Source organism: Flavobacteriaceae bacterium (genome assembly GCA_014075215.1).
Taxonomy (GTDB): domain Bacteria; phylum Bacteroidota; class Bacteroidia; order Flavobacteriales; family Flavobacteriaceae; genus Polaribacter.
Map to the genome: position 1 here is coordinate 885,079 of CP046177.1, position 18,010 is coordinate 903,088.

Annotated in this window: 19 protein-coding genes; 15 read left to right on the forward strand and 4 right to left on the reverse strand. The window is 36.1% G+C overall.

Annotated features, from left to right (window positions below; genetic code table 11):
• Positions 1-49 precede the first annotated feature (49 nt).
• The 5 genes from GKR88_04510 (at position 50) to GKR88_04530 (ending at position 4,463) form a co-directional block, all read left to right on the forward strand.
• Positions 50-970 (forward strand): tyrosine-type recombinase/integrase, encoded by a 921-nt coding sequence (locus GKR88_04510; protein ID QMU63616.1) that lies wholly within the window; start codon positions 50-52, stop codon positions 968-970.
• A gap of 16 nt (positions 971-986) precedes the next feature.
• Positions 987-1,877 carry a tyrosine-type recombinase/integrase gene (locus GKR88_04515; protein QMU63617.1) on the forward strand — a complete coding sequence of 297 codons (891 nt, stop codon included), beginning with the start codon at positions 987-989 and terminating at the stop codon, positions 1,875-1,877.
• Between the two features lie 302 nt (positions 1,878-2,179).
• Positions 2,180-2,515, forward strand: a complete 336-nt coding sequence (locus tag GKR88_04520) for a hypothetical protein (protein QMU63618.1) — start codon at positions 2,180-2,182, stop codon at positions 2,513-2,515.
• A 328-nt stretch (positions 2,516-2,843) separates the two neighbouring features.
• A complete protein-coding gene (locus GKR88_04525; protein ID QMU63619.1) occupies positions 2,844-4,049 on the forward strand; it encodes a hypothetical protein in 1,206 nt (401 codons plus the stop codon).
• Positions 4,050-4,064: 15 nt separating this feature from the next.
• Positions 4,065-4,463 carry a hypothetical protein gene (locus tag GKR88_04530; protein QMU63620.1) on the forward strand — a complete coding sequence of 133 codons (399 nt, stop codon included), beginning with the start codon at positions 4,065-4,067 and terminating at the stop codon, positions 4,461-4,463.
• A gap of 224 nt (positions 4,464-4,687) precedes the next feature.
• On the opposite strand, the gene GKR88_04535 is transcribed toward GKR88_04530, so the two are convergent.
• The gene (locus GKR88_04535; GenBank protein QMU63621.1) at positions 4,688-5,683 is read right to left on the reverse strand and encodes a transposase; all 996 of its coding nucleotides are present in this window, start codon (positions 5,681-5,683) and stop codon (positions 4,688-4,690) included.
• A gap of 423 nt (positions 5,684-6,106) precedes the next feature.
• Here GKR88_04535 and GKR88_04540 point away from each other — a divergent pair, with 423 nt between their 5' ends.
• Positions 6,107-6,310 (forward strand): hypothetical protein, encoded by a 204-nt coding sequence (locus tag GKR88_04540; GenBank protein ID QMU63622.1) that lies wholly within the window; start codon positions 6,107-6,109, stop codon positions 6,308-6,310.
• Between the two features lie 61 nt (positions 6,311-6,371).
• Here GKR88_04540 and GKR88_04545 read toward each other — a convergent pair whose 3' ends face one another.
• Entirely contained in the window at positions 6,372-6,719 is a 348-nt protein-coding gene (locus GKR88_04545) for a helix-turn-helix domain-containing protein (GenBank protein ID QMU63623.1), read from the reverse strand.
• A 162-nt stretch (positions 6,720-6,881) separates the two neighbouring features.
• Between GKR88_04545 and GKR88_04550 the strand changes: the two genes are divergently transcribed.
• From GKR88_04550 to GKR88_04560, 3 genes are all read left to right on the forward strand, one after another.
• Positions 6,882-7,508 carry a hypothetical protein gene (locus GKR88_04550; protein ID QMU63624.1) on the forward strand — a complete coding sequence of 209 codons (627 nt, stop codon included), beginning with the start codon at positions 6,882-6,884 and terminating at the stop codon, positions 7,506-7,508.
• The gene (locus GKR88_04555; GenBank protein ID QMU63625.1) at positions 7,337-9,403 is read left to right on the forward strand and encodes a toprim domain-containing protein; all 2,067 of its coding nucleotides are present in this window, start codon (positions 7,337-7,339) and stop codon (positions 9,401-9,403) included. Before GKR88_04550 ends, GKR88_04555 begins: the two co-directional genes overlap by 172 nt.
• Before the next feature lie 168 nt (positions 9,404-9,571).
• The gene (locus GKR88_04560; protein QMU63626.1) at positions 9,572-10,156 is read left to right on the forward strand and encodes a hypothetical protein; all 585 of its coding nucleotides are present in this window, start codon (positions 9,572-9,574) and stop codon (positions 10,154-10,156) included.
• Between the two features lie 345 nt (positions 10,157-10,501).
• On the opposite strand, the gene GKR88_04565 is transcribed toward GKR88_04560, so the two are convergent.
• Positions 10,502-11,155 carry a hypothetical protein gene (locus GKR88_04565; protein ID QMU63627.1) on the reverse strand — a complete coding sequence of 218 codons (654 nt, stop codon included), beginning with the start codon at positions 11,153-11,155 and terminating at the stop codon, positions 10,502-10,504.
• Between the two features lie 659 nt (positions 11,156-11,814).
• Here GKR88_04565 and GKR88_04570 point away from each other — a divergent pair.
• The 4 genes from GKR88_04570 to GKR88_04585 all read left to right on the forward strand — a co-directional run bounded on the left by GKR88_04570 (position 11,815) and on the right by GKR88_04585 (position 14,381).
• The gene (locus tag GKR88_04570; protein QMU63628.1) at positions 11,815-12,120 is read left to right on the forward strand and encodes a hypothetical protein; all 306 of its coding nucleotides are present in this window, start codon (positions 11,815-11,817) and stop codon (positions 12,118-12,120) included.
• Positions 12,121-12,165: 45 nt separating this feature from the next.
• Complete coding sequence (locus GKR88_04575) at positions 12,166-12,879, forward strand: hypothetical protein (protein QMU63629.1); 714 nt, start codon at positions 12,166-12,168, stop codon at positions 12,877-12,879.
• A gap of 175 nt (positions 12,880-13,054) precedes the next feature.
• Positions 13,055-13,408: a transposase gene (locus GKR88_04580; protein QMU63630.1), complete on the forward strand. Its 354-nt coding sequence runs from the start codon at positions 13,055-13,057 to the stop codon at positions 13,406-13,408.
• 19 nt (positions 13,409-13,427) lie between these two features.
• Positions 13,428-14,381: a DDE transposase gene (locus tag GKR88_04585; protein QMU63631.1), complete on the forward strand. Its 954-nt coding sequence runs from the start codon at positions 13,428-13,430 to the stop codon at positions 14,379-14,381.
• Positions 14,382-14,774: 393 nt separating this feature from the next.
• On the opposite strand, the gene GKR88_04590 is transcribed toward GKR88_04585, so the two are convergent.
• The gene (locus GKR88_04590; protein QMU63632.1) at positions 14,775-15,200 is read right to left on the reverse strand and encodes a hypothetical protein; all 426 of its coding nucleotides are present in this window, start codon (positions 15,198-15,200) and stop codon (positions 14,775-14,777) included.
• Positions 15,201-15,387: 187 nt separating this feature from the next.
• On the opposite strand from GKR88_04590, the gene GKR88_04595 reads away from it, so the two are divergent.
• Together GKR88_04595 and bshC are read left to right on the forward strand one after the other, a co-directional pair.
• The gene (locus tag GKR88_04595; GenBank protein ID QMU63633.1) at positions 15,388-15,816 is read left to right on the forward strand and encodes a hypothetical protein; all 429 of its coding nucleotides are present in this window, start codon (positions 15,388-15,390) and stop codon (positions 15,814-15,816) included.
• Between the two features lie 159 nt (positions 15,817-15,975).
• Positions 15,976-17,583 carry a bacillithiol biosynthesis cysteine-adding enzyme BshC gene (gene bshC, locus GKR88_04600; protein QMU63634.1) on the forward strand — a complete coding sequence of 536 codons (1,608 nt, stop codon included), beginning with the start codon at positions 15,976-15,978 and terminating at the stop codon, positions 17,581-17,583.
• The last annotated feature ends 427 nt before the right edge of the window (positions 17,584-18,010 follow it).

An 18,010-nucleotide genomic window follows, 5' to 3' on the forward strand; every position in this document is an offset into this window, starting at 1 on the left:
GACTAAACCATAAATGCTAAAAAAAGACATACCCAAGTAAAAAATAAATATGAAGAAACTACCCTTACAAAATGAAAATTTTAAGCATCTGTTAGAAGCTTACAAAGAGTGGTTGGATATCTTAGGCCATACGCCACGTAGTGTGTATGGTTATCCTATTTTTTTACAAGAGTTTTTTTATTACTTAGAGCGTCGCCATATTAATTCCATAGCAGATATTACAAGAACAATCGTTAGGGAGTATTATAAAGCTTTGCAAGAAAGACCCAATCAAAGAAGAGGGGGCGCACTGAGTAAAAATTATTTAAACCAACATCAGCAAGCTTTAAAAAAGTTTGGAGAATACCTGCTAAAACACGGTGCAAAACCTTTGGAGGTTCATTTAAAACCCGAGAAAACAGACCGTTTTGAAACCATTAACATTCTTACTCCGGCAGAAGCCAAACAACTCTTTAAAGCCACCGAATTTAGCAGTCCTCTTTGGCATGTACAACTACGAGATAAAGCCATGCTGGTATTGTTGTATGGTTTGGGATTGCGTAGAGACGAAGCGGTCCATGTCAATATTAAAGATATCCTGTTTGATAAAGAACTCATTCATGTTCGTAAAGGCAAGCATTACAAAGAACGCTTGATTCCTATCAATCCGTACAACTTAGCGATTTTAGAAGAGTATATCTACCGGGCACGTATCGAATTTTACCGGTACTCACAAAGTGAAGCTTTATTGATAGGCCAAAGCGGAACAAGATTAACAGGAGCGGCTATTGCAATTCATTTGCAACGTATCATAAAAGCAACCGATAACCGGGAGCTTATAGCTAAAAAAATATCTCCTCACAGATTGCGCCATTCTATTGCTACCCATTTACTCGAAGCAGGAATGCGACTGGAAGATATCAAACAATTTTTAGGACACTCCCACTTGGAGACCACACAGATTTATACGCATCTGGTTAAGAAATTATAGTAAGATAATAATAATAATGATGATGAGTTTTAAAGCCTATTTGGAAAAACAAAGACATCGTACAACTAGTATCAAGGCCTATCTGTGGAAATTAAAGGACTATAAAAATTGGTGTACACAAAAAGGCTATGATACACAACTGCTGGATTATAAAGCACTGATGCAATATGTAAAGTATCTGCAAGCTAAAAACTGGAGAGCCGAAAGTGTCAACAATCAAATACGATGTGTTCAATATTACTATGATTATTTAATAGAAAGCAACATAAGGGTAGATAACCCGGCAACAGGCTTAAAAGTAAAACGCTCCCGAACCAAAGTAATGGCTAATTTGTTAACGTATGAAGAATTGGAAGATTTATATTATTCTTTTGAAAGTGACCATGTCACAGATAAGTACTTTAAAGCCACCGCCAAGAGAAATAAAGTCATTACAGGGCTTATCGTCTATCAATGTTTAAACACTGCCACATTGGCAAAACTACAACTGGAAGATGTACAGTTACACAAAGGAAAAATAGACGTTCCGGGTACCACCAAAAGCAACCCGAGAACCTTACCCTTACAATCCTGGCAAATCATAGAGCTTATGGAATACATAGAGCGGTACAGACCAAAAATACAAAAGCGTATAAAGCTCTATAACGATACCTTATTCCCGTTAAATACCCCACAATTTAATATGATTCAAAGAAGTATTATAAAGAAGTTAAAAACAGTGAATCACAAAGTGGTAAGTCTGCAACAATTAAGAGCAAGTGTGATTACCTATTGGCTCGGTAAATACAATATCAGAGAAGTACAACAGATGTGTGGTCATAAATACATAGGTTCTACCGAAAGATATCAGCAAGATAATTTAGAGAATTTACACAAGGCCATCCAAAAGTTCCACCCGCTAGGTTAAATACAGCTCAAAATTCAAGGTGTTCAAGGTTCCAAAATCCGCACCTTTTATTATCAATTTTTCTTATAGTGGTATAAGAAAAATGGATAGTACAAAGCTTCTAGTGGGTGATTTAGCAATATCCAAAACTTGAAACTCCTCAAACTTGAAACAAACTATAGCGGAATCAAAGGTGTTCGCTACGCCCCTCTGTGCAGCACTTTTGTTTGGCCAAAAAGGGTCCCTGCGGGCGTTCCTTTTGGTCAAAAAAAAGCTGCTGCCTCCTTACTTCTGCTCCGCTCACCTGCAGCTCCTCTGTATTTTTGTTAACGGCTCATGGGTCGCCTACAAAAATCCACCGCTGCTTATCTGGCGCAGCCGCTGGTGCCAAAGCCTACTGCGCATTTTTTTTTAAAAGGAGTTTTTTATTTTTTAAATCAAGGAACAAAAAAATGCTTGTGGCGTGTCCACGCTGCTCACTTAATCGTTCACAGCCCCTGTGTCCACGTCGGCTTTGGCGCTGCGCTTTCGCTGCGCTGGTTTTGCGTACAACGCAGAACACTCAATCGGCGTTGGCCTCTACAAACAGTGCGGTACCAGTAAAAAAAGGGAAATACATAGTGGGCTATTATCCTACAAAAAGTTTACCGTTTTTTTAGTTAAATCCTAAAATAGATTTACAGTTCAAAATCAATCCTAAAATGAGTTTACAGTTTTTAAAATCAGTACGGAAAACAGTTTAGATATCAGAAGCTAAAGAACTTACAACAAACTATGTAGTTCCCCTGCTGAACGCGCTATCGCTTGTCTCATTTTAAAAAGCTGACGATTTATCTCCCCGGCTTCGGCCCCACTATAAATCCTCATCTTTTTAAAACGGAAGTTCCCCCCAATACTTAATACTCAATACTCACTACCAATTACCGATAACAAATCCACCAATGAACCAACAGGTATCCGGAATTTTTTTATATATTAGCAGTGGCTATGACAGCAAGCGAGCATACATATCAAAATTTTTTCTTCTCAGGGGAGATACCGTGCCAGAAAAAGGCAACCGGAGAAAAAAAATGCGTAAGCGTATTGGAGTATGTATATCAATACAAAGACCACTTAGGCAATGTTCGACTATCCTACGCAGATACCGATAACTCTGGGGATGTCTCACAAAATGAGATTATAGAGGAGTCAAATTATTACGCTTTTGGGCTTAAAATTCGTGGGGTAAATGTTACAGTGAATCCTAATGGGAATCATGTGGCGCGGAAATTTAAATACAATGGAATTGAGTATGAGGAAAGCTTAGGCTTGAATTTGTATGAAATGGAACTTAGGCAATATGACCCAACTATTGCAAGGTGGACAGCCATCGATCCGGTTACCCATTGGAGTATGTCAACATATACAGCCTTTGATAATAATCCGGTATTTTTTGCAGACCCTAGTGGTGCAGATGCTATTTATAATTCTCAAATAGGCGAATATGTAATCAATGGACAAATAGTTTCTTTTGAAGAAGCTCTTGCATATGCTCAGAATGGAGGAAATGCTGATGGAAGTAATAATAATACTCCGTGCCCACCTAATAGTTCTGATTGCAATAAAGGTGAAGATGGGAAAATAGAGAATAAGTACGAGATGGACGTTCATGTAGATGATGACCAGTTAAAGTCTATGGGTGCTATGGCGTTAACTGTTGCCGGTTCTGACGGCCCGCTTCCTTTTGCAGATGCTGCAGTTATTACTACTGCTATAAATATGACTATTGCTATTGGCTTAGCTTATGGTACCGTTGCAATAATAAATGCTGTTAATGAGGCTGTTCTTGAAGCTGCAGATGCTAACTGGACGTATGCTAAGCAGGAAAAAGAAATTCAGAGAATATTAGAAAAAGCTGGCGGGCCTCCGGGAATGACTTATATGCTGACCGTAAACAAACCAGGTACGTATCTGGATGTTAGAGGAAATCCTATAACACTAAAGGCGGGGGAAGTATGGAAATATGGAGAAACTACTAAAGGATTTGATAGATATAGTGATGAAACTCTACAAACTATGGTTCCAGGCGGGGTAACTATGAAGCCTATTTTCTTTGGAAATACGGTACAGATAAAAGTACAGGAAAAGATCATTATCTATGGTCATTTCTTGTCCACAGGAAGTTTACCTCCGGGAAATAAAATATTTAGATAATAAAATATTATAATTATGGAGTTTTATATAGGAGCTCAATTTTCCAGAGAGTTTACCCATGAAGAAAGTAGAATCACTCATAAGTTAGCTGATGAATTAAATTTGTTCTTTAAAGATAAAGATTATGGAGACAGGGTTAAACAAGTTACTATTGGTGTTATTTGTGTATCAAAAGGATTTGAACCCTTTTTCCCTATCCGGCCGTTAAAGGTTATGAAAAAAGAACCAACGATTACATATGAATTAAAACTAGATTTTGAAATTTTTAAATCTTCGGATGAAACAAAAAGAAAAGAAATTCTTTGTACGGAGTTTTTAAAAGCCACCAAAGAAGTTTTAGCCGGTAGAACCATTAACGGTTTTGATAAAGAAGCATTTATCAAAGATTTGGAAGACTATTTTAAAGAAACATAAATTTTCCTTTTCATAGGTAAGAGAGCTGCTCTGTCATGGAGTGGCTCTTTTATATTTTAGGAGTATGCTTTTTTGGTTTTAAAGTCTCTGATAGTTAGGTCAAGAAATTTAAGGACAATATTTTTATCATCTCCTGTCATTTCCTGAATTACTTCAAAACGTTTAAGAAGCCCCCGTATTCTATGATAAAAACAAGTAAAAGTTGAGATATTATTTTTACTAATTTATGCAGCAAATTTAAAAGTATCTACATAGGGTGTTTGTCGTTTGACAACGGCAAACACTCTTGCTATTAATTTGTTTCTAATAATGTTAACGGTACTCATTTTACTTTTGCCTTGTTTTATTCTTTTATGATAGTATAATTTCATTTCTGGGTTATGTTGTATAGCAGAAATAGCGCACATATTAATAATTGCTTTCAATTTTTTATTAGCCAAATGAGAGACTTTTGTACGTCCTTTAATACTAGTTCCAGATTGGTAAGGAAAAGGAGCAACACCACAATAAGAGGCAAACTTTCTCCAGTTTTCAAATTTTGAAAAATTGTCAGTAAACACAATCATCATTATAGCAGTTTGCATTCCTATACCTTTAACACTAGTAACAAGTTTATAGGTTTCTTTTAACATTATATTTTGGTCAATAATAGCTTGCATTTGAGTATTAATCTTGTGTATTTGTTTGGTTAGTTCTGCAATCATTTTTTGTTGAACGTCAAAGATTATTTTATACTCTTTTGCTTTATAAATTCTTTTTTGTTCTTTCAAAGTAACTTTAAAACCAGCTCTTTGTTTGTTAAGTTTTGTCCTTAAAGATAAGAGACTTTTTAGTTGTAATATACTTCTTTTAGGTAGCTTACTGGGTTTAAGTTCTTCTTTTAATCGATACCCATATAGAGCAATGCGTTTGGCATCAATTTGGTCATCCTTTCCACGAGCAATACCAATAGATCTTTTAATTTCTAAACCAGAAGCTATGAAAAAAGATAATTTTTGTTCAGTTAAAGACACAGATAATAAATGAGAGTACATTCCTGTATGTTCAAATACAAACATGGTTTCTTCTTTAGAGAAAGACGAATTTTTAAAACTCCACTTTAGCATTAATTTAAATCCAGATTTACTGTTCTCAAACTGTTGAACAATTTGTTTAGAATAGATACAAACATCAATTAATAATTTACTGACATCGATTCCGATAATTTCATTTGTTTTCATAATTTTGTAATTAGATATTAATAATAGTTACTTAAACTAAGACCTTTAATAAGGGCAGAAACTGAAATTCTATATGGTTCTAAGTAACTTTTAAAAAGAACGGAGACTAATACGGGGGATGGCTCTAAAAAGCTAGCTGGCCGCTAAAGTTCACTCCGTTCTTTTGTGTTTTTGGTTATCAACAAAATAAGAGTTATTAACAAAGAAAAAAAGAAGCAAAAAAAGAAATTTCATCATAACTATTATGTTTTTATTTTAAGTAATTATTTCTATTTGCTAATCTAAAGGCTGCCGCTAGAATGGGGCTCCCGCTAAGCTGTGCTTAGTGGCGTTAAGGCCAGGAATTAAAATACAAATAATAAAAAAGTATGCCATAGTTATTAGAGATAGCTGTGGCTTACTTGTAATAAAACTCATATTGTTATGAAAGAAAAGATATCCTTAAAAAAATTACGGAAACTTAGCAGAGCATACCCTACCCGGTATATTGTTTTAGAAGGAGGAACTGTTGTCTATAATGGTTGTTTGTATACAAACCGGCAGGCACTGGCCAACTATTTTTTTAAGTGTAATACAAACTTCCAGGATATAGAGAATATAAAGGAGTTGGAAGGTGAAAAGTTATAAAATTTGAAAGTAGTAAGATTTGCTATGTTGTAATGAGTTGTGGTTTTTTGTTTTTATAAGTTTATGTCACAATTTGTTGGATTTGTTTTTTAGCTACGAAAGCATCAATCAACTTTTTGACAATGTTTTTATCTTCTTCTTCTAGTTTTTCTATTTTCTTAAATTGGATTAATAAATCATTATCTTTTAATTGACTTTGAGCTTTTTCTAAAGTATCTCCGTTGATTAGAAAATCAATTGAAACTCCTAAGACTTCTCCTAATTTTTTCAAGACATTTGCAGGCGGTTGTACTTCTTTTGTTTCATATCTGACAAGTTGGGTCATAGAAATATTTAGTTTTTCAGCTAACTGCCCTTGTGTTAATTTCGCCTCTTTGCGTAATTTTTGCAATCTATCTCCTAATTTCATATATGTCTTTTTGGAAAATTATTAACACAAATTTACCTAAAAAGACTGTCTTTATCTATATTAAATTACCTTTTTGTTAATAACTATATTTTAATGGATTTGTAAAAATTGCCTTTTAAGTTTTAATTTGCACATATAAGGCAAATAATATTTTTATCAACAATGAACATCCAAGAGTTAAAAAGCAAGTTAGACATTGTAGAGATTGGCAGGGAGTTGGGATTACAGATCGGCAAAAACGGTTCCTGTCTGTGTCCGTTTCATAAAGACAAAAAACCCAGTTTATTTTTTTCAAAGGAAAAACAACTCGCTACGTGTTTTAGTGGAAATTGTGATGCCGGGAGTATGGATGTCATAGCTCTGGTACAAAAGTTCTATAGTTGGGAATTACCCAAAGTTCTGGAATGGTTACAGCCCTATGCCGGGATGGCCCAAACTCCAAAAACCAAAACAGCAGCTCCCATAAAATCAGTTATCAATTATCAGCAGCTCTTTAAAAAACTACAGCCCAAACTGGGTCAAAGCAGTAAGGCAAGAGATTACCTTACCGGCCGGCACCTGGATTATAAAACCCTGGAAGCTGCCTTTAATAATGGTAAAGACCACCCTTCTTTGAAATACTGTGTTATTTTTCCACTAAAAATAAAAGCGCACAGATCGTATCACTGTATGGCAGAAGCATTTACGGCGATGCCAAAAACAAACATTACTATACTAAAAACAGACAGGGACTATATCCGGGTTATCCCGGAGAAAACACCCAAAAAGTCATCCTTGTCGAAAGTGTGATTGATGCTGCTACACTACTGCAGCATTTTACACTTCCCAGAGCCACAGCCGTTATGGCTGCTTACGGCACTAACGGAATCACTGCAGCACACACCGAGGCTATCCGCCGGTTAAAAGATCTGCAGGAAATCATCTTGTGGTTAGATGCAGATGATGCCGGTAAAAAAGCTACGGAAGTCTACGGTAAAGCCTTTGCAGAGCAGTTTCCAAAAGTACAGCTCAGTAGTGTTCCCACCCTTGAGGGTGAAGATATCAACTCACTGCTCGATAGCCATACTGCAGATATTTTTGTGAATCTTTTTACAAGCAGAAAGCCTATAGAGACACAAACAAAACCTGCCAAAGCCTATACATTAGAAATCACCACTCATCAAAGTATCTACCATGACGAGCATCTAAAAATACAAGTACTGGGTAAAATGGACCTGAAGAACCTGGGTTCGCTTCGTGTTACTTTGGTAGTACATAGCAAAGACAACCCACATACCATTCCTGTAAGAAATACCCTCGATCTGTATCATGGCGAACGTATCGAGAAATTTACAAGAACCTGCGCGGAGAGTCTCCAAATGGGAACCAGTATCATCCGCAAAGCCCTGAACATCATTACCGGAGAGTTAGAAACCCATAGATTGCATCAGTTGGAAGTCATAGAAAACAAACAAGAAGAAATCCCACAACTTAGAATGCTATCGGAGAAAGAAAAACAAGCAGCTCTTTTATTTTTAAAGGATAAAAACCTCATTGATATTTTATCTGAAAAATTGCAGGAAACCGGCATTGTAGGAGAAGAGAAAAAAGCGGTGTTTTTGTTTACTATCCTGTTAAGTCATAAGATGCATAAAACCCTGCATGCTATGGTCCAGGGAAGCTCGGGAAGCGGCAAGAGCCACTTGATTAAAAAGGTGGCTGACTGTATGTACGGCCAATATAAAATCAAACGCTTTACCAGAGTCAGTGAAAAGAGTTTTTATAATTACGGAATGTATGACCTGCAGCACTGCGGTATTATCCTGGAAGATTACGACGGACTGGGGGAGGAAGCACAGCTTGCCTGGAGAGAGCTGCAAAGCAATGAGAAATTAAGTAGCAGTGTAAGTCTAAAAAATGAGCTCACCGGCGAGATTAAAAGTGGAGAAAAGTATGTCTATGGCCCTATCGCTTCTCTGGTAGCTACTACCAGGTTCCATATTTACGAGGATAACCAAAGCAGGGTATTTACAGTGGCTATTGATGAGAGCGAAGCACAGACAGAAAAAGTACTGGATTATATGGCAAAAAAAGCCTCCGGGATGATTACCGGCCAGAGTGAAGAAAAGGCAATCACAGAGCTTCAAAATATAGTTCACTTATTAGAACCCTATCCGGTACAAAATAGTTACCGTTTGCACTTACCTAAAAATACGCAAGGACGTAGACGTCTTACCCAAATGCTCCATGACTTTATTGCACAAATTACCATATTGCATCAGCATCAACGTAAAAGAGAGCAAGTATTAATCACAGCATTAGACGATGTAAAGACAGCAGTAGATTTGATGTTTGAAAGCATTGTCTTAAAGACCGATGAGCTCGATGGTATCCTGAGACAGTTCTATGAAAAGTTAAAGGAATATATCAAAAAGAAAGCAAAAAGAGAAAATACCAGTGACTGCGACACGCAGTTTACACAACGAGAAATACGACAGGAATTTAGCATTAGTAAAAGCCAGGCTCAACGGTATTTTAATGAACTGCAAGAGTTGGAATACCTCCAAAAAAGCCATACAAAAAGTAGAAACACCTTTGTCTATAAAATCGTCTACCTGGACAATCAACAGAAATTACGACAAGAAATCCGGGAATATCTCTATAATCAGATAGATACTTATAACAAAAACCAAAAAAACACCTAAAAACACTTCATGTTTGGGTCGCTTTGGGTCAGTTATGGGTCGGTTATGGGCCGGTCAAAAACCTGATAATCAGAAAACAAAGCAGTAGCGACCCATCGACCCGGAACAAGAATATATAGGGGTTTTTAAAAATTGCTATAAAAATCAATCACTTAAAACCATTAGCTGATGAACTCCAAAAAAAGACATACCCAGACAAAAAATAAATCGATATTATACCAGTTAGAAAGTTTAATAAAAACACTTTATCCTAAATATAAGACTATCAATCCCTATGAGCAGTATCTGAAAGGTTATTACAAAGAATTACCCATAGAGGACTTATTGTTGTTCAAAAGATTGCTAAGAAGTATTACACTGCTCAATCACAAAGAGCGTACCCAAGACAGGGGTAGTTACCTGAGCAGCTATGCAGATGTACTGACCACCATTGAGCTGATGAGCCAGTATACCATTAATGACAAACTACTAAAGAGCTATACCGAGCTGAAATACATTTTTCATGGCCGTCCCTTTACCAAACTACAGGCGGCCAGAGTGCTTAGAAAATCGATTCGTTATATAGAACGATTACTTCCTATGCTATATCATCTAAAACTAGCCGAAAAAACTCCTCTCAAACAAGGTAGCAAGCATACGTACAAATTACTGGATTATCAATCCTCAGTTTATGAACCGGAAATTGCTTTTGAGACCGTCAGTGCAGACTTTGAAAATGTAAAAGAATTTATAGACCTGGAATACAGAACGTAAAGAGGTTCAAAATTCAAGGTTCAAAGTTCCCAAAATCCGCATCTTCTATCATCAATTTTTTTTATAGCACCATAAGAAAAATTGATAATACAAGGCTTCTGGCCAGTGATTTAGCACTAAATCTTGAATTTTAAACCTGGAACTTTGAACTAACTATAGCGGAATCAAAGGAGTTCGCTTCGCCCCTCTGTGCAGCACTTTTGTTTGTCCAAAAAGGGTCCCTGCGGGCGTTCCTTTTGTCCAAAAAAAAGCTGCTGCCTCCCGGCTTCTGCTCCGCTCACCCGCAGCTACTCTGTATTTTTGTGAACGGCTCCTATGGGCCGCCTACAAAAATCCACCGCTGCTTCATGGGCGCAGCCGCTGGTGCCAAAGCCTACTGCGCATTTTTTTTAATCGATTGATTATTTTTATAATAAGGAGAAAAAAAATGCTTGTGGCGCGTCCACGCTGCTCACTTAATCGTTCGCTGCGCTTTCGCTGCGCTTTCGCTGCGCTTTCGCTGCGCTTTCGCTGCGCTTTCGCTGCGCTTTCGCTGCGCTTTCGCTGCGCTTTCGCTGCGCTTTCGCTGCGCTTTCGCTGCGCTTTCGCTGCGCTTTCGCTGCGCTTTCGCTGCGCTTTCGCTGCGCTTTCGCTGCGCTTTCGCTGCGCTTTCGCTGCGGTTTCGCTGCGCTTTCGCTGCGCTTTCGCTGCGCTTTCGCTGCGCTTTCGCTGCGCTTTCGCTGCGCTTTCGCTGCGCTTTCGCTGCGCTTTCGCTGCGCTTTCGCTGCGCTTTCGCTGCGCTTTCGCTGCGCTGCTTTCGCTGCGCTTTCGCTGCGCTTTCGCTGCGCTTTCGCTGCGCTTTCGCTGCGCTTTCGCTGCGCTTTCGCTGCGCTTTCGCTGCGCTTTCGCTGCGCTTTCGCTGCGCTTTCGCTGCGCTTTCGCTGCGCTTTCGCTGCGCTTTCGCTGCGCTTTCGCTGCGCTTTCGCTGCGCTGGTTTTGCGTACAACGCAGAGCACTCAATCGGCGTTGGCCTCTACAAACAGTACGGGTAAAATAAAAAAAGGGAAATATAGTAAACGTTTTTAGATGAAAAGCTAACGCACTATCGTTTGTTTTTAAAAGCAGTACGGAAAACACTTGAGATATCACAGGCCAGGTAACTTACAACAAACGATGTAGTTGTGAAGCTGAACGCGCTATCGCTTGTCTCATTTTAAAAAGCTGACGATTTATCTCCCTGCTATAGCCCTTTCTATAAATCCTCACCTTTTTAAAACGGAGTTAAACGTTTTAATACTTGGCGATTTTTTAGGGGTGGAAAAAAGGCAGGGAAAAATCGACGAGTATTAAAATGGAACAACCGAAGGGCGTTAGTCTTCATCCTGTTTTAAATCAAAGCTACTATCATCAATCCCGGTTCCGATGTGCGCTCAGGCAGCAAGGAGCTTGGGAGTATTTTGCATAGTTTACATTATAAATACGGCTTGGGTGTAGCCCTGATGTAGCGGCCGTTTTATAATGCAAATTATGTATAAATACGAGGATAAGGGAGCCCGCAAAAGACAGAGGATTTTTGGGTACAAAAAACTGGGTTTTGCGGGCGAGGAATTACCAATAACCAAAAACTATCCACCAAATAATAAGGTAACCGGAAAAAAAATTTTATATTAGCATCAGCTATGACAGCGACCGATAACACATATCAATTTTTTTATAGTTTGGGAGATATCCCTGAAAAAAAAGGTGCCCGGATCAAAAAAAAGTGCCTAAATGGAGACCACTTAGGCAATGTACGATTATCCTATGCAGATACCGATGAATCAGGGGATATATCGCAGGAGGAAATTATAGAGGAAAATGCGTATTACCCCTTTGATGGGAAACATAAAGGGTATAATAACGTAATTTCTAGTAATGGAAATTCCGTGGCGAACCGATTTGACTTTCAAGGAAAAGAAAATCAACAGGAACTTGGACTCAATTGACATGATTTCAGCTGGAGAAATTATGATGCTGGATTAGGAAGATGGATGAATGTAGATAATGCTGCAGATGAATATGTTAGATGGCCTCCATATTCATTCGGAATGAATAATCCTATTTTCTTTATTGATCCTGATGGACAAAGAATAAAAATTGGAGATCATTATTATTCTTATGAAAAAGATAGAGATTATGATGCTATCGAAGATGAATTTGAAAGAAACACATACAAAGCAATAGATCAACTCTATTCAAGTGACACAATGAATATAACTATTGGAGAAGGAGAAAATGCTGAAACAATCAACGTATTAGATGTTTTGATAAATGATAAAGATAATGATGTAACTATAGTTAAAGGTGAGAGTAATAAATATGACCCAAATACTGATACTGTTAAATTTAAAGATACTCATGGTGCATATTTTAGAAAAGATGCTGGTAAGGCTTATGGAAATGGAAACACGGGTAGAAACTCAGCTTCATCACTCTTGGCTCATGAATTAATTCATAATTATAATGATGTTCATGACAATAAGAACTACAGAAAAAGAAAAGCCGATAAATCAACCAAAAAAGAGGGGTTAAAAACTCCAAAAGGAGCAGACTTATCTTTCTCTAATGCTGAGGAAAAATATACTATAACTTTAACAAATCAAGTTAATGAGAAGTTAAAGCAAGATAAGAGAACAAATTATGGCAGGGGATATTATCCTACAGAATCTCCAACAACTACGGAACCTAAAAAGAAAAAACAATGACAAAAAAAATGGATCAGTCACAAAAGTTGTGTGTGAGTTCAGATGAAGATTAATTGTTAATTGAAGATTGAATGAAGTGTGTCTTTGCGAGTGAAACGAAGCAATTAGGGATCAGGGTCAAAAGTTTTGTGTGGATTGAATTAAAGTTTTGATCTTTGTAAAAAAAAAACAGAGATTGGAATTATCCTTAGACCTTTTAAAATTCATCTTACCTGAGATGCTCGTAGAACATTTTGATTTGGTAAGACACACTCATCGAAATGAGGAACTTCATTTGTATTTTGAAGAGCGTAATGTTGTTCCTAAAGAAGTCATAAATCCTAATGTAATTGCTCATGGTTTCCACAAAGAGATTACTATTGAAGACTTTCCTTTGCGTGGAAACACTGTGTATCTTCACGTAAGGCGACGTAGATGGTTAGATAAAGAGACTAGGCAAATCATTCAAAGAGATTGGAATCTAGTAGCTCAGGGAACTCGCATGACAGGTGAGTTTGCTGCTTTTTTAAAAGAGATTAGTCGATACTGAGAAGAGTGATTGCAAAACCATTGCAAGAATCTATGGCGTGAATGGGAAGAAGTTCCAAAGGCAGTATCGAGATTATTTGAGTGAGTTTAAACAGTGGAAGGAAAAGTCTCATGCCAAAGAGTGGTTGATCTTCCCTGAGAATATAGGAACTCGATTATCTATCGACGAAGTAGCCTTATCAAAAGGAGAACTCTACACCATCGTTACCAATAAAAAAGCTAAAGGAAAGAAAGGAAGTATTGTGGCGATCATAGCTACTACCAAAGCAGAACCTATTATCAAACACCTATTTAAAATCTCATCTGCGAAAAGAAACAAGGTCAGAGAAATTACCCTAGATATGGCGAACTCCATGAAGCTGATTGCCAAACGGTGTTTCCCCAAAGCCATACAAGTAACCGATAGATTCCATGTACAGAAACTAGCTCTAGAAGCACTTCAAGAAATTAGGATCAAACATCGATGGGAAGCCATAGATACAGAAAATGAACGGATCAAACTTGCCAAAACCAATAACAAAGAATATTACCCTGAAATATTAGAAAATGGAGATACCATAAAGCAACTCTTGGCTAGAAGCAGATACTTACTCTACAAAGCACCAAGTAATTGGACAGAAGATCAAAGAGTAAGAGCTAACATCCTCTTTAAAAGATATCCTGATATCAAAACAGCTTTTAAGCTCGTACAAGGACTTAGAAATATCTTCAACACAGCAAACTCAATACAAGTCGCTTATACAAAACTAGCGCATTGGTATAAAGATGTAGAACAAACAGCATACAAGGCTTTTAATACCATAGCAAACTCTATCAGGCTTAACTATAGATCAATATTGAATTACTTCATTAATAGAAGTACTAATGCAGCGGCAGAATCTTTCAATGCCAAAATCAAAGCCTTTAGATTACAATTTAGAGGGGTCAAAAACACAGAATTCTTCCTCTATAGATTAACTACAATTTTTGCATAAACACAACAATTAGTCTTGATCCAAAAAAATGAGCCCAATATATCTTTTAGTTATGTTTCTTCTTATTATTTCATGCTCGAATAATTCATTGCTACTGGTTTATCAAAACAATAGTCAAATTGATGGGGATGAGATATTTGGAAGTGAATTATATAGGTTTTTTGAACCATCAAATTACATTAAAAAGGTAAAAATAGAATATGACAAAGATATTTTGCATGAATTGGAGCAAATTAAACAGAAGCTAGAAGTAGCACCAAAGATTTCTAAATTAGAATTAAACGAAGCTTACTATTCGTATGCTTTTATTTTTAAGAAGGATACTTTATATGCTCATCCATCATTTTCTAGTTGGAAATTTAAGGATAAAATAATCGAGTACAACAAAAGAATTTATTTTGAAAAAGCAATATGTACCCATGGCAGTATTTTAGAGGCTTCCTTTTTTGCTTTACAAACAACTGCATTGTGATCGGCAAGATTTTCTTTCAGATCATTATAATTGTTAGCATCATCTGTTGTAGCCGATGACTTCCTGTCAATCGATTGGTCTACATGTTCATTGGTGGTTTGTTTAGTAAGATTGTCTAACAATTTCATTTTGATATATCCTACTGTTTTATTGGGTTTGTGTTTGTACTTTTCTGAGGCTTCTACTTCTTTAGATTCAACCATGACTAATAATGCTGCCTGTTTTTGACTTCCTTTACCTCGTTTGTATTTACCATCATTCTCTGCTAACTCTACAGCAATTCGCTCACGATCTTCTTTATTGGGGATAACAACTTTTTTACGGAATACCTGTAAAGAAGAATTCATCTTATCTTTCTTTGAAAAGAAAGGTCCAATAAAATTATTAATGTTTAAAGCGTTTATCTATATTTAGTTATTAAATTTAATATCAGTTGTTTAATTTACTAAAATTTCACTTTTTTTCTTAAATAAATCTTACCTTTTTTATATCGGAATCACGTTAAATACCTCTAGTAAGACAGTTTTATCAAGAATGTTAAAGATCAGTAATCAGATTCGAATTCCTTATTTCAACAAGCTCAGTTGTAAATTTGAAGTAGATAAAATGCTTATAAAGCTAGCCAATGGCAAATTACAAAACTGTTTGATCTATGCAATTGAGCAAAAAACTAAAAATGTTATAAGCTTTGTAATTGGTAACAGGTCAACAGAAAATTTGAAATGTATTATTGATAAATTGTTGGTACTTAATCCAAAAAGAATTTATAAAGACAGGCTGAATATTTATCCGAGTTTAATTCCAAGTGAAATTCACAAGCGCTTTCAATACTGTACTAACAGAATTGAACGAATGAATTTGAACTTACTAACTCATATCAAAAGGTTGAGTAGAAAAACGATTTGTTTTTCAAGAAACAAAATTTATCTTGAGGCTCATTTGAGGATTTACTTTTGGGGATAAAAACCTGAAACTTTAAAACTTTTTTCACAAGCGATTTATGAATACCTCCTCACGAAATTTTAGTATTTTTATCAAAATTTATCATATGATTTTGAGCTCTTATATCGTGTATTATTCTTTTTGGTATTATTTTATAATAAGAGTAATGAGTGCCATGATATGAAAGCGACTCATATTCCTTTTCGGAAAACTCATTTCTTTTCTAAAATGATCATAGATTATTTGGAAAAGAAAACAACCATTCGATCCTATTATAATCATTTTCCGGATATAAAAGGATTTGCCAAACAAATACAAGAAAAATCCATATCGTCTAAATACCCCGAACACAATCGAAAATCAAGAACTATTTTAGTTGAAGCGTTACAAAATCAGTATAAAAATATTGATGTCTCAGAACATACACATAAGAATATACTTTCATTGCAAAACGAAAATACATATACCCTCACTACCGGGCATCAATTAAATGTATTTACCGGACCTTTGTATTTCTTATATAAGATTATTTCTACCATTAATTTATGCGAAGAGTTGACGAAAAAGTTCCCTGAAAACAGTTTTGCCCCTATCTATTGGATGGCTACGGAAGATCATGATTTTGAAGAAATAAATCACTTTTATTTTCGAGGGAAAAAGATCCGATGGAACAGGCCCTCCGGCGGGCCTGTGGGGAGGTTCTCCACGGAAGGATTAACACAGGTTTTTGAAGTATTTTCAAGGCAATTAGGAGAGACAAAAAATGCAAACTATCTAAAAACACTCTTTAAAAAAGCATATACGACCCATAGTAATTTAGCATCGGCAACAAGGTATATTGTCAATGAATTATTTAAAGACTACGGATTGGTTATCATTAATGGAGATGATATGAATCTCAAAAAACAGTTCAGCCCGTTCATAAAAGATGAATTGTTACACAAAATTTCTTATAAAGCCGTTTCCGAGACTACTGCCGAACTGAAAAAAGATTATAAAATACAAGTAAAACCCAGAGAAATAAATCTGTTTTACATAAAAAATAATCTGAGAGAGCGTATTATAGAAAAAGAAGGGCGATATAGAATAGGCGATACCGAAATTGATTTTTCTAAAACGGACATTTTACAAGAACTGAAAAATCACCCGGAGCGATTTAGTCCGAATGTAATGATGCGTCCCTTATATCAGGAAGTTATTTTGCCGAATATAGCTTATATTGGAGGGGGAGGAGAACTGGCATATTGGTTAGAACTAAAGGCATATTTTAAAAAAGCCGGCGTTTCTTTTCCAATATTAATGTTAAGAAACTCGGTTCAGGTGATGGCTGCAAAACAGCAAAAAAAAATAGATAAGCTGGAGATTTCTTTTGAAGAACTATTTTTAAAACAAGAAGATTTATTGGCTAAAAAAGTGATAGCGCATTCTGATATTTCTGTTGATTTTGAACAAAAAAAAATAATGCTTAAACAACATTTTAATGAATTACGAATGCTCGCCAAACAAACAGACGGTTCTTTTATAGGAGCTGTAAATGCACAGGAGAGAAAACAAATGAAAGGCTTGGAAAATTTGAAAAAAAGATGGTTGCGAGCGGAAAAGAGAAGACAGCAAAATTTGGTTTTTAGAATTACGGAAATACAAAATCAATTATTGCCAAATCAAGGGTTGGAAGAACGTCAGCGAAACTTTTCCGAATATTATCTGGAGTACGGAACGGATTTTATAAAGGCGTTAAAAATTGCTTTAAAACCGTTACGGTTAGAATTTACTGTACTGGTATTGTAATTGAACTCGTTTAGACTTTTTGAATTTGCTAAAAAATTGCTGTTTCCCGCTCTGTTTTTGTCTTTTTCTCCTTCCGTAGAATGTGCTATGCAACTCAAAAAAGTCTTCAACAGAGCTAAAAACTTCTAATTTTCGCTTAAATCCAAAAAGTCTAAACGAGTTCATTAAAGATAAAAAGACTGTCTAATACGTTTTTAACTTTTATATTACTCAATAAAGTTGTATCTTGTTGGCATGGCAGCAGAGTAGCAATGAAATTATTTAAAGATGTAAAAACATTACAAGATAAAATTACAGAAATGGTAAACCATCTAACACCTGAAATTATAAAGTCAATCACAGGCTATGAATTCTATACTGAAGCTTTTTTGAGTAACTTCAAAGTCTAAATGATATAAAGCATTCATAAAACCGAAGTCAAAAACTT

Excerpts from the sequence above, each read along its gene's own strand:
- bshC (QMU63634.1), top strand. The coding sequence starts at position 15,976 with ATGAAAGCGACTCATATTCCTTTTCGGAAAACTCATTTCTTTTCTAAA.
- GKR88_04530 (QMU63620.1), top strand. The coding sequence starts at position 4,065 with ATGGAGTTTTATATAGGAGCTCAATTTTCCAGAGAGTTTACCCATGAA.
- GKR88_04515 (QMU63617.1), top strand. The coding sequence starts at position 987 with ATGATGATGAGTTTTAAAGCCTATTTGGAAAAACAAAGACATCGTACA.
- GKR88_04590 (QMU63632.1), bottom strand. The coding sequence starts at position 15,200 with ATGAATTCTTCTTTACAGGTATTCCGTAAAAAAGTTGTTATCCCCAAT.
- GKR88_04535 (QMU63621.1), bottom strand. The coding sequence starts at position 5,683 with ATGAAAACAAATGAAATTATCGGAATCGATGTCAGTAAATTATTAATT.
- GKR88_04595 (QMU63633.1), top strand. The coding sequence starts at position 15,388 with ATGTTAAAGATCAGTAATCAGATTCGAATTCCTTATTTCAACAAGCTC.
- GKR88_04570 (QMU63628.1), top strand. The coding sequence starts at position 11,815 with ATGACAGCGACCGATAACACATATCAATTTTTTTATAGTTTGGGAGAT.
- GKR88_04545 (QMU63623.1), bottom strand. The coding sequence starts at position 6,719 with ATGAAATTAGGAGATAGATTGCAAAAATTACGCAAAGAGGCGAAATTA.
- GKR88_04525 (QMU63619.1), top strand. The coding sequence starts at position 2,844 with ATGACAGCAAGCGAGCATACATATCAAAATTTTTTCTTCTCAGGGGAG.
- GKR88_04550 (QMU63624.1), top strand. The coding sequence starts at position 6,882 with ATGAACATCCAAGAGTTAAAAAGCAAGTTAGACATTGTAGAGATTGGC.
- GKR88_04560 (QMU63626.1), top strand. The coding sequence starts at position 9,572 with ATGAACTCCAAAAAAAGACATACCCAGACAAAAAATAAATCGATATTA.
- GKR88_04510 (QMU63616.1), top strand. The coding sequence starts at position 50 with ATGAAGAAACTACCCTTACAAAATGAAAATTTTAAGCATCTGTTAGAA.
- GKR88_04575 (QMU63629.1), top strand. The coding sequence starts at position 12,166 with ATGAATGTAGATAATGCTGCAGATGAATATGTTAGATGGCCTCCATAT.
- GKR88_04540 (QMU63622.1), top strand. The coding sequence starts at position 6,107 with ATGAAAGAAAAGATATCCTTAAAAAAATTACGGAAACTTAGCAGAGCA.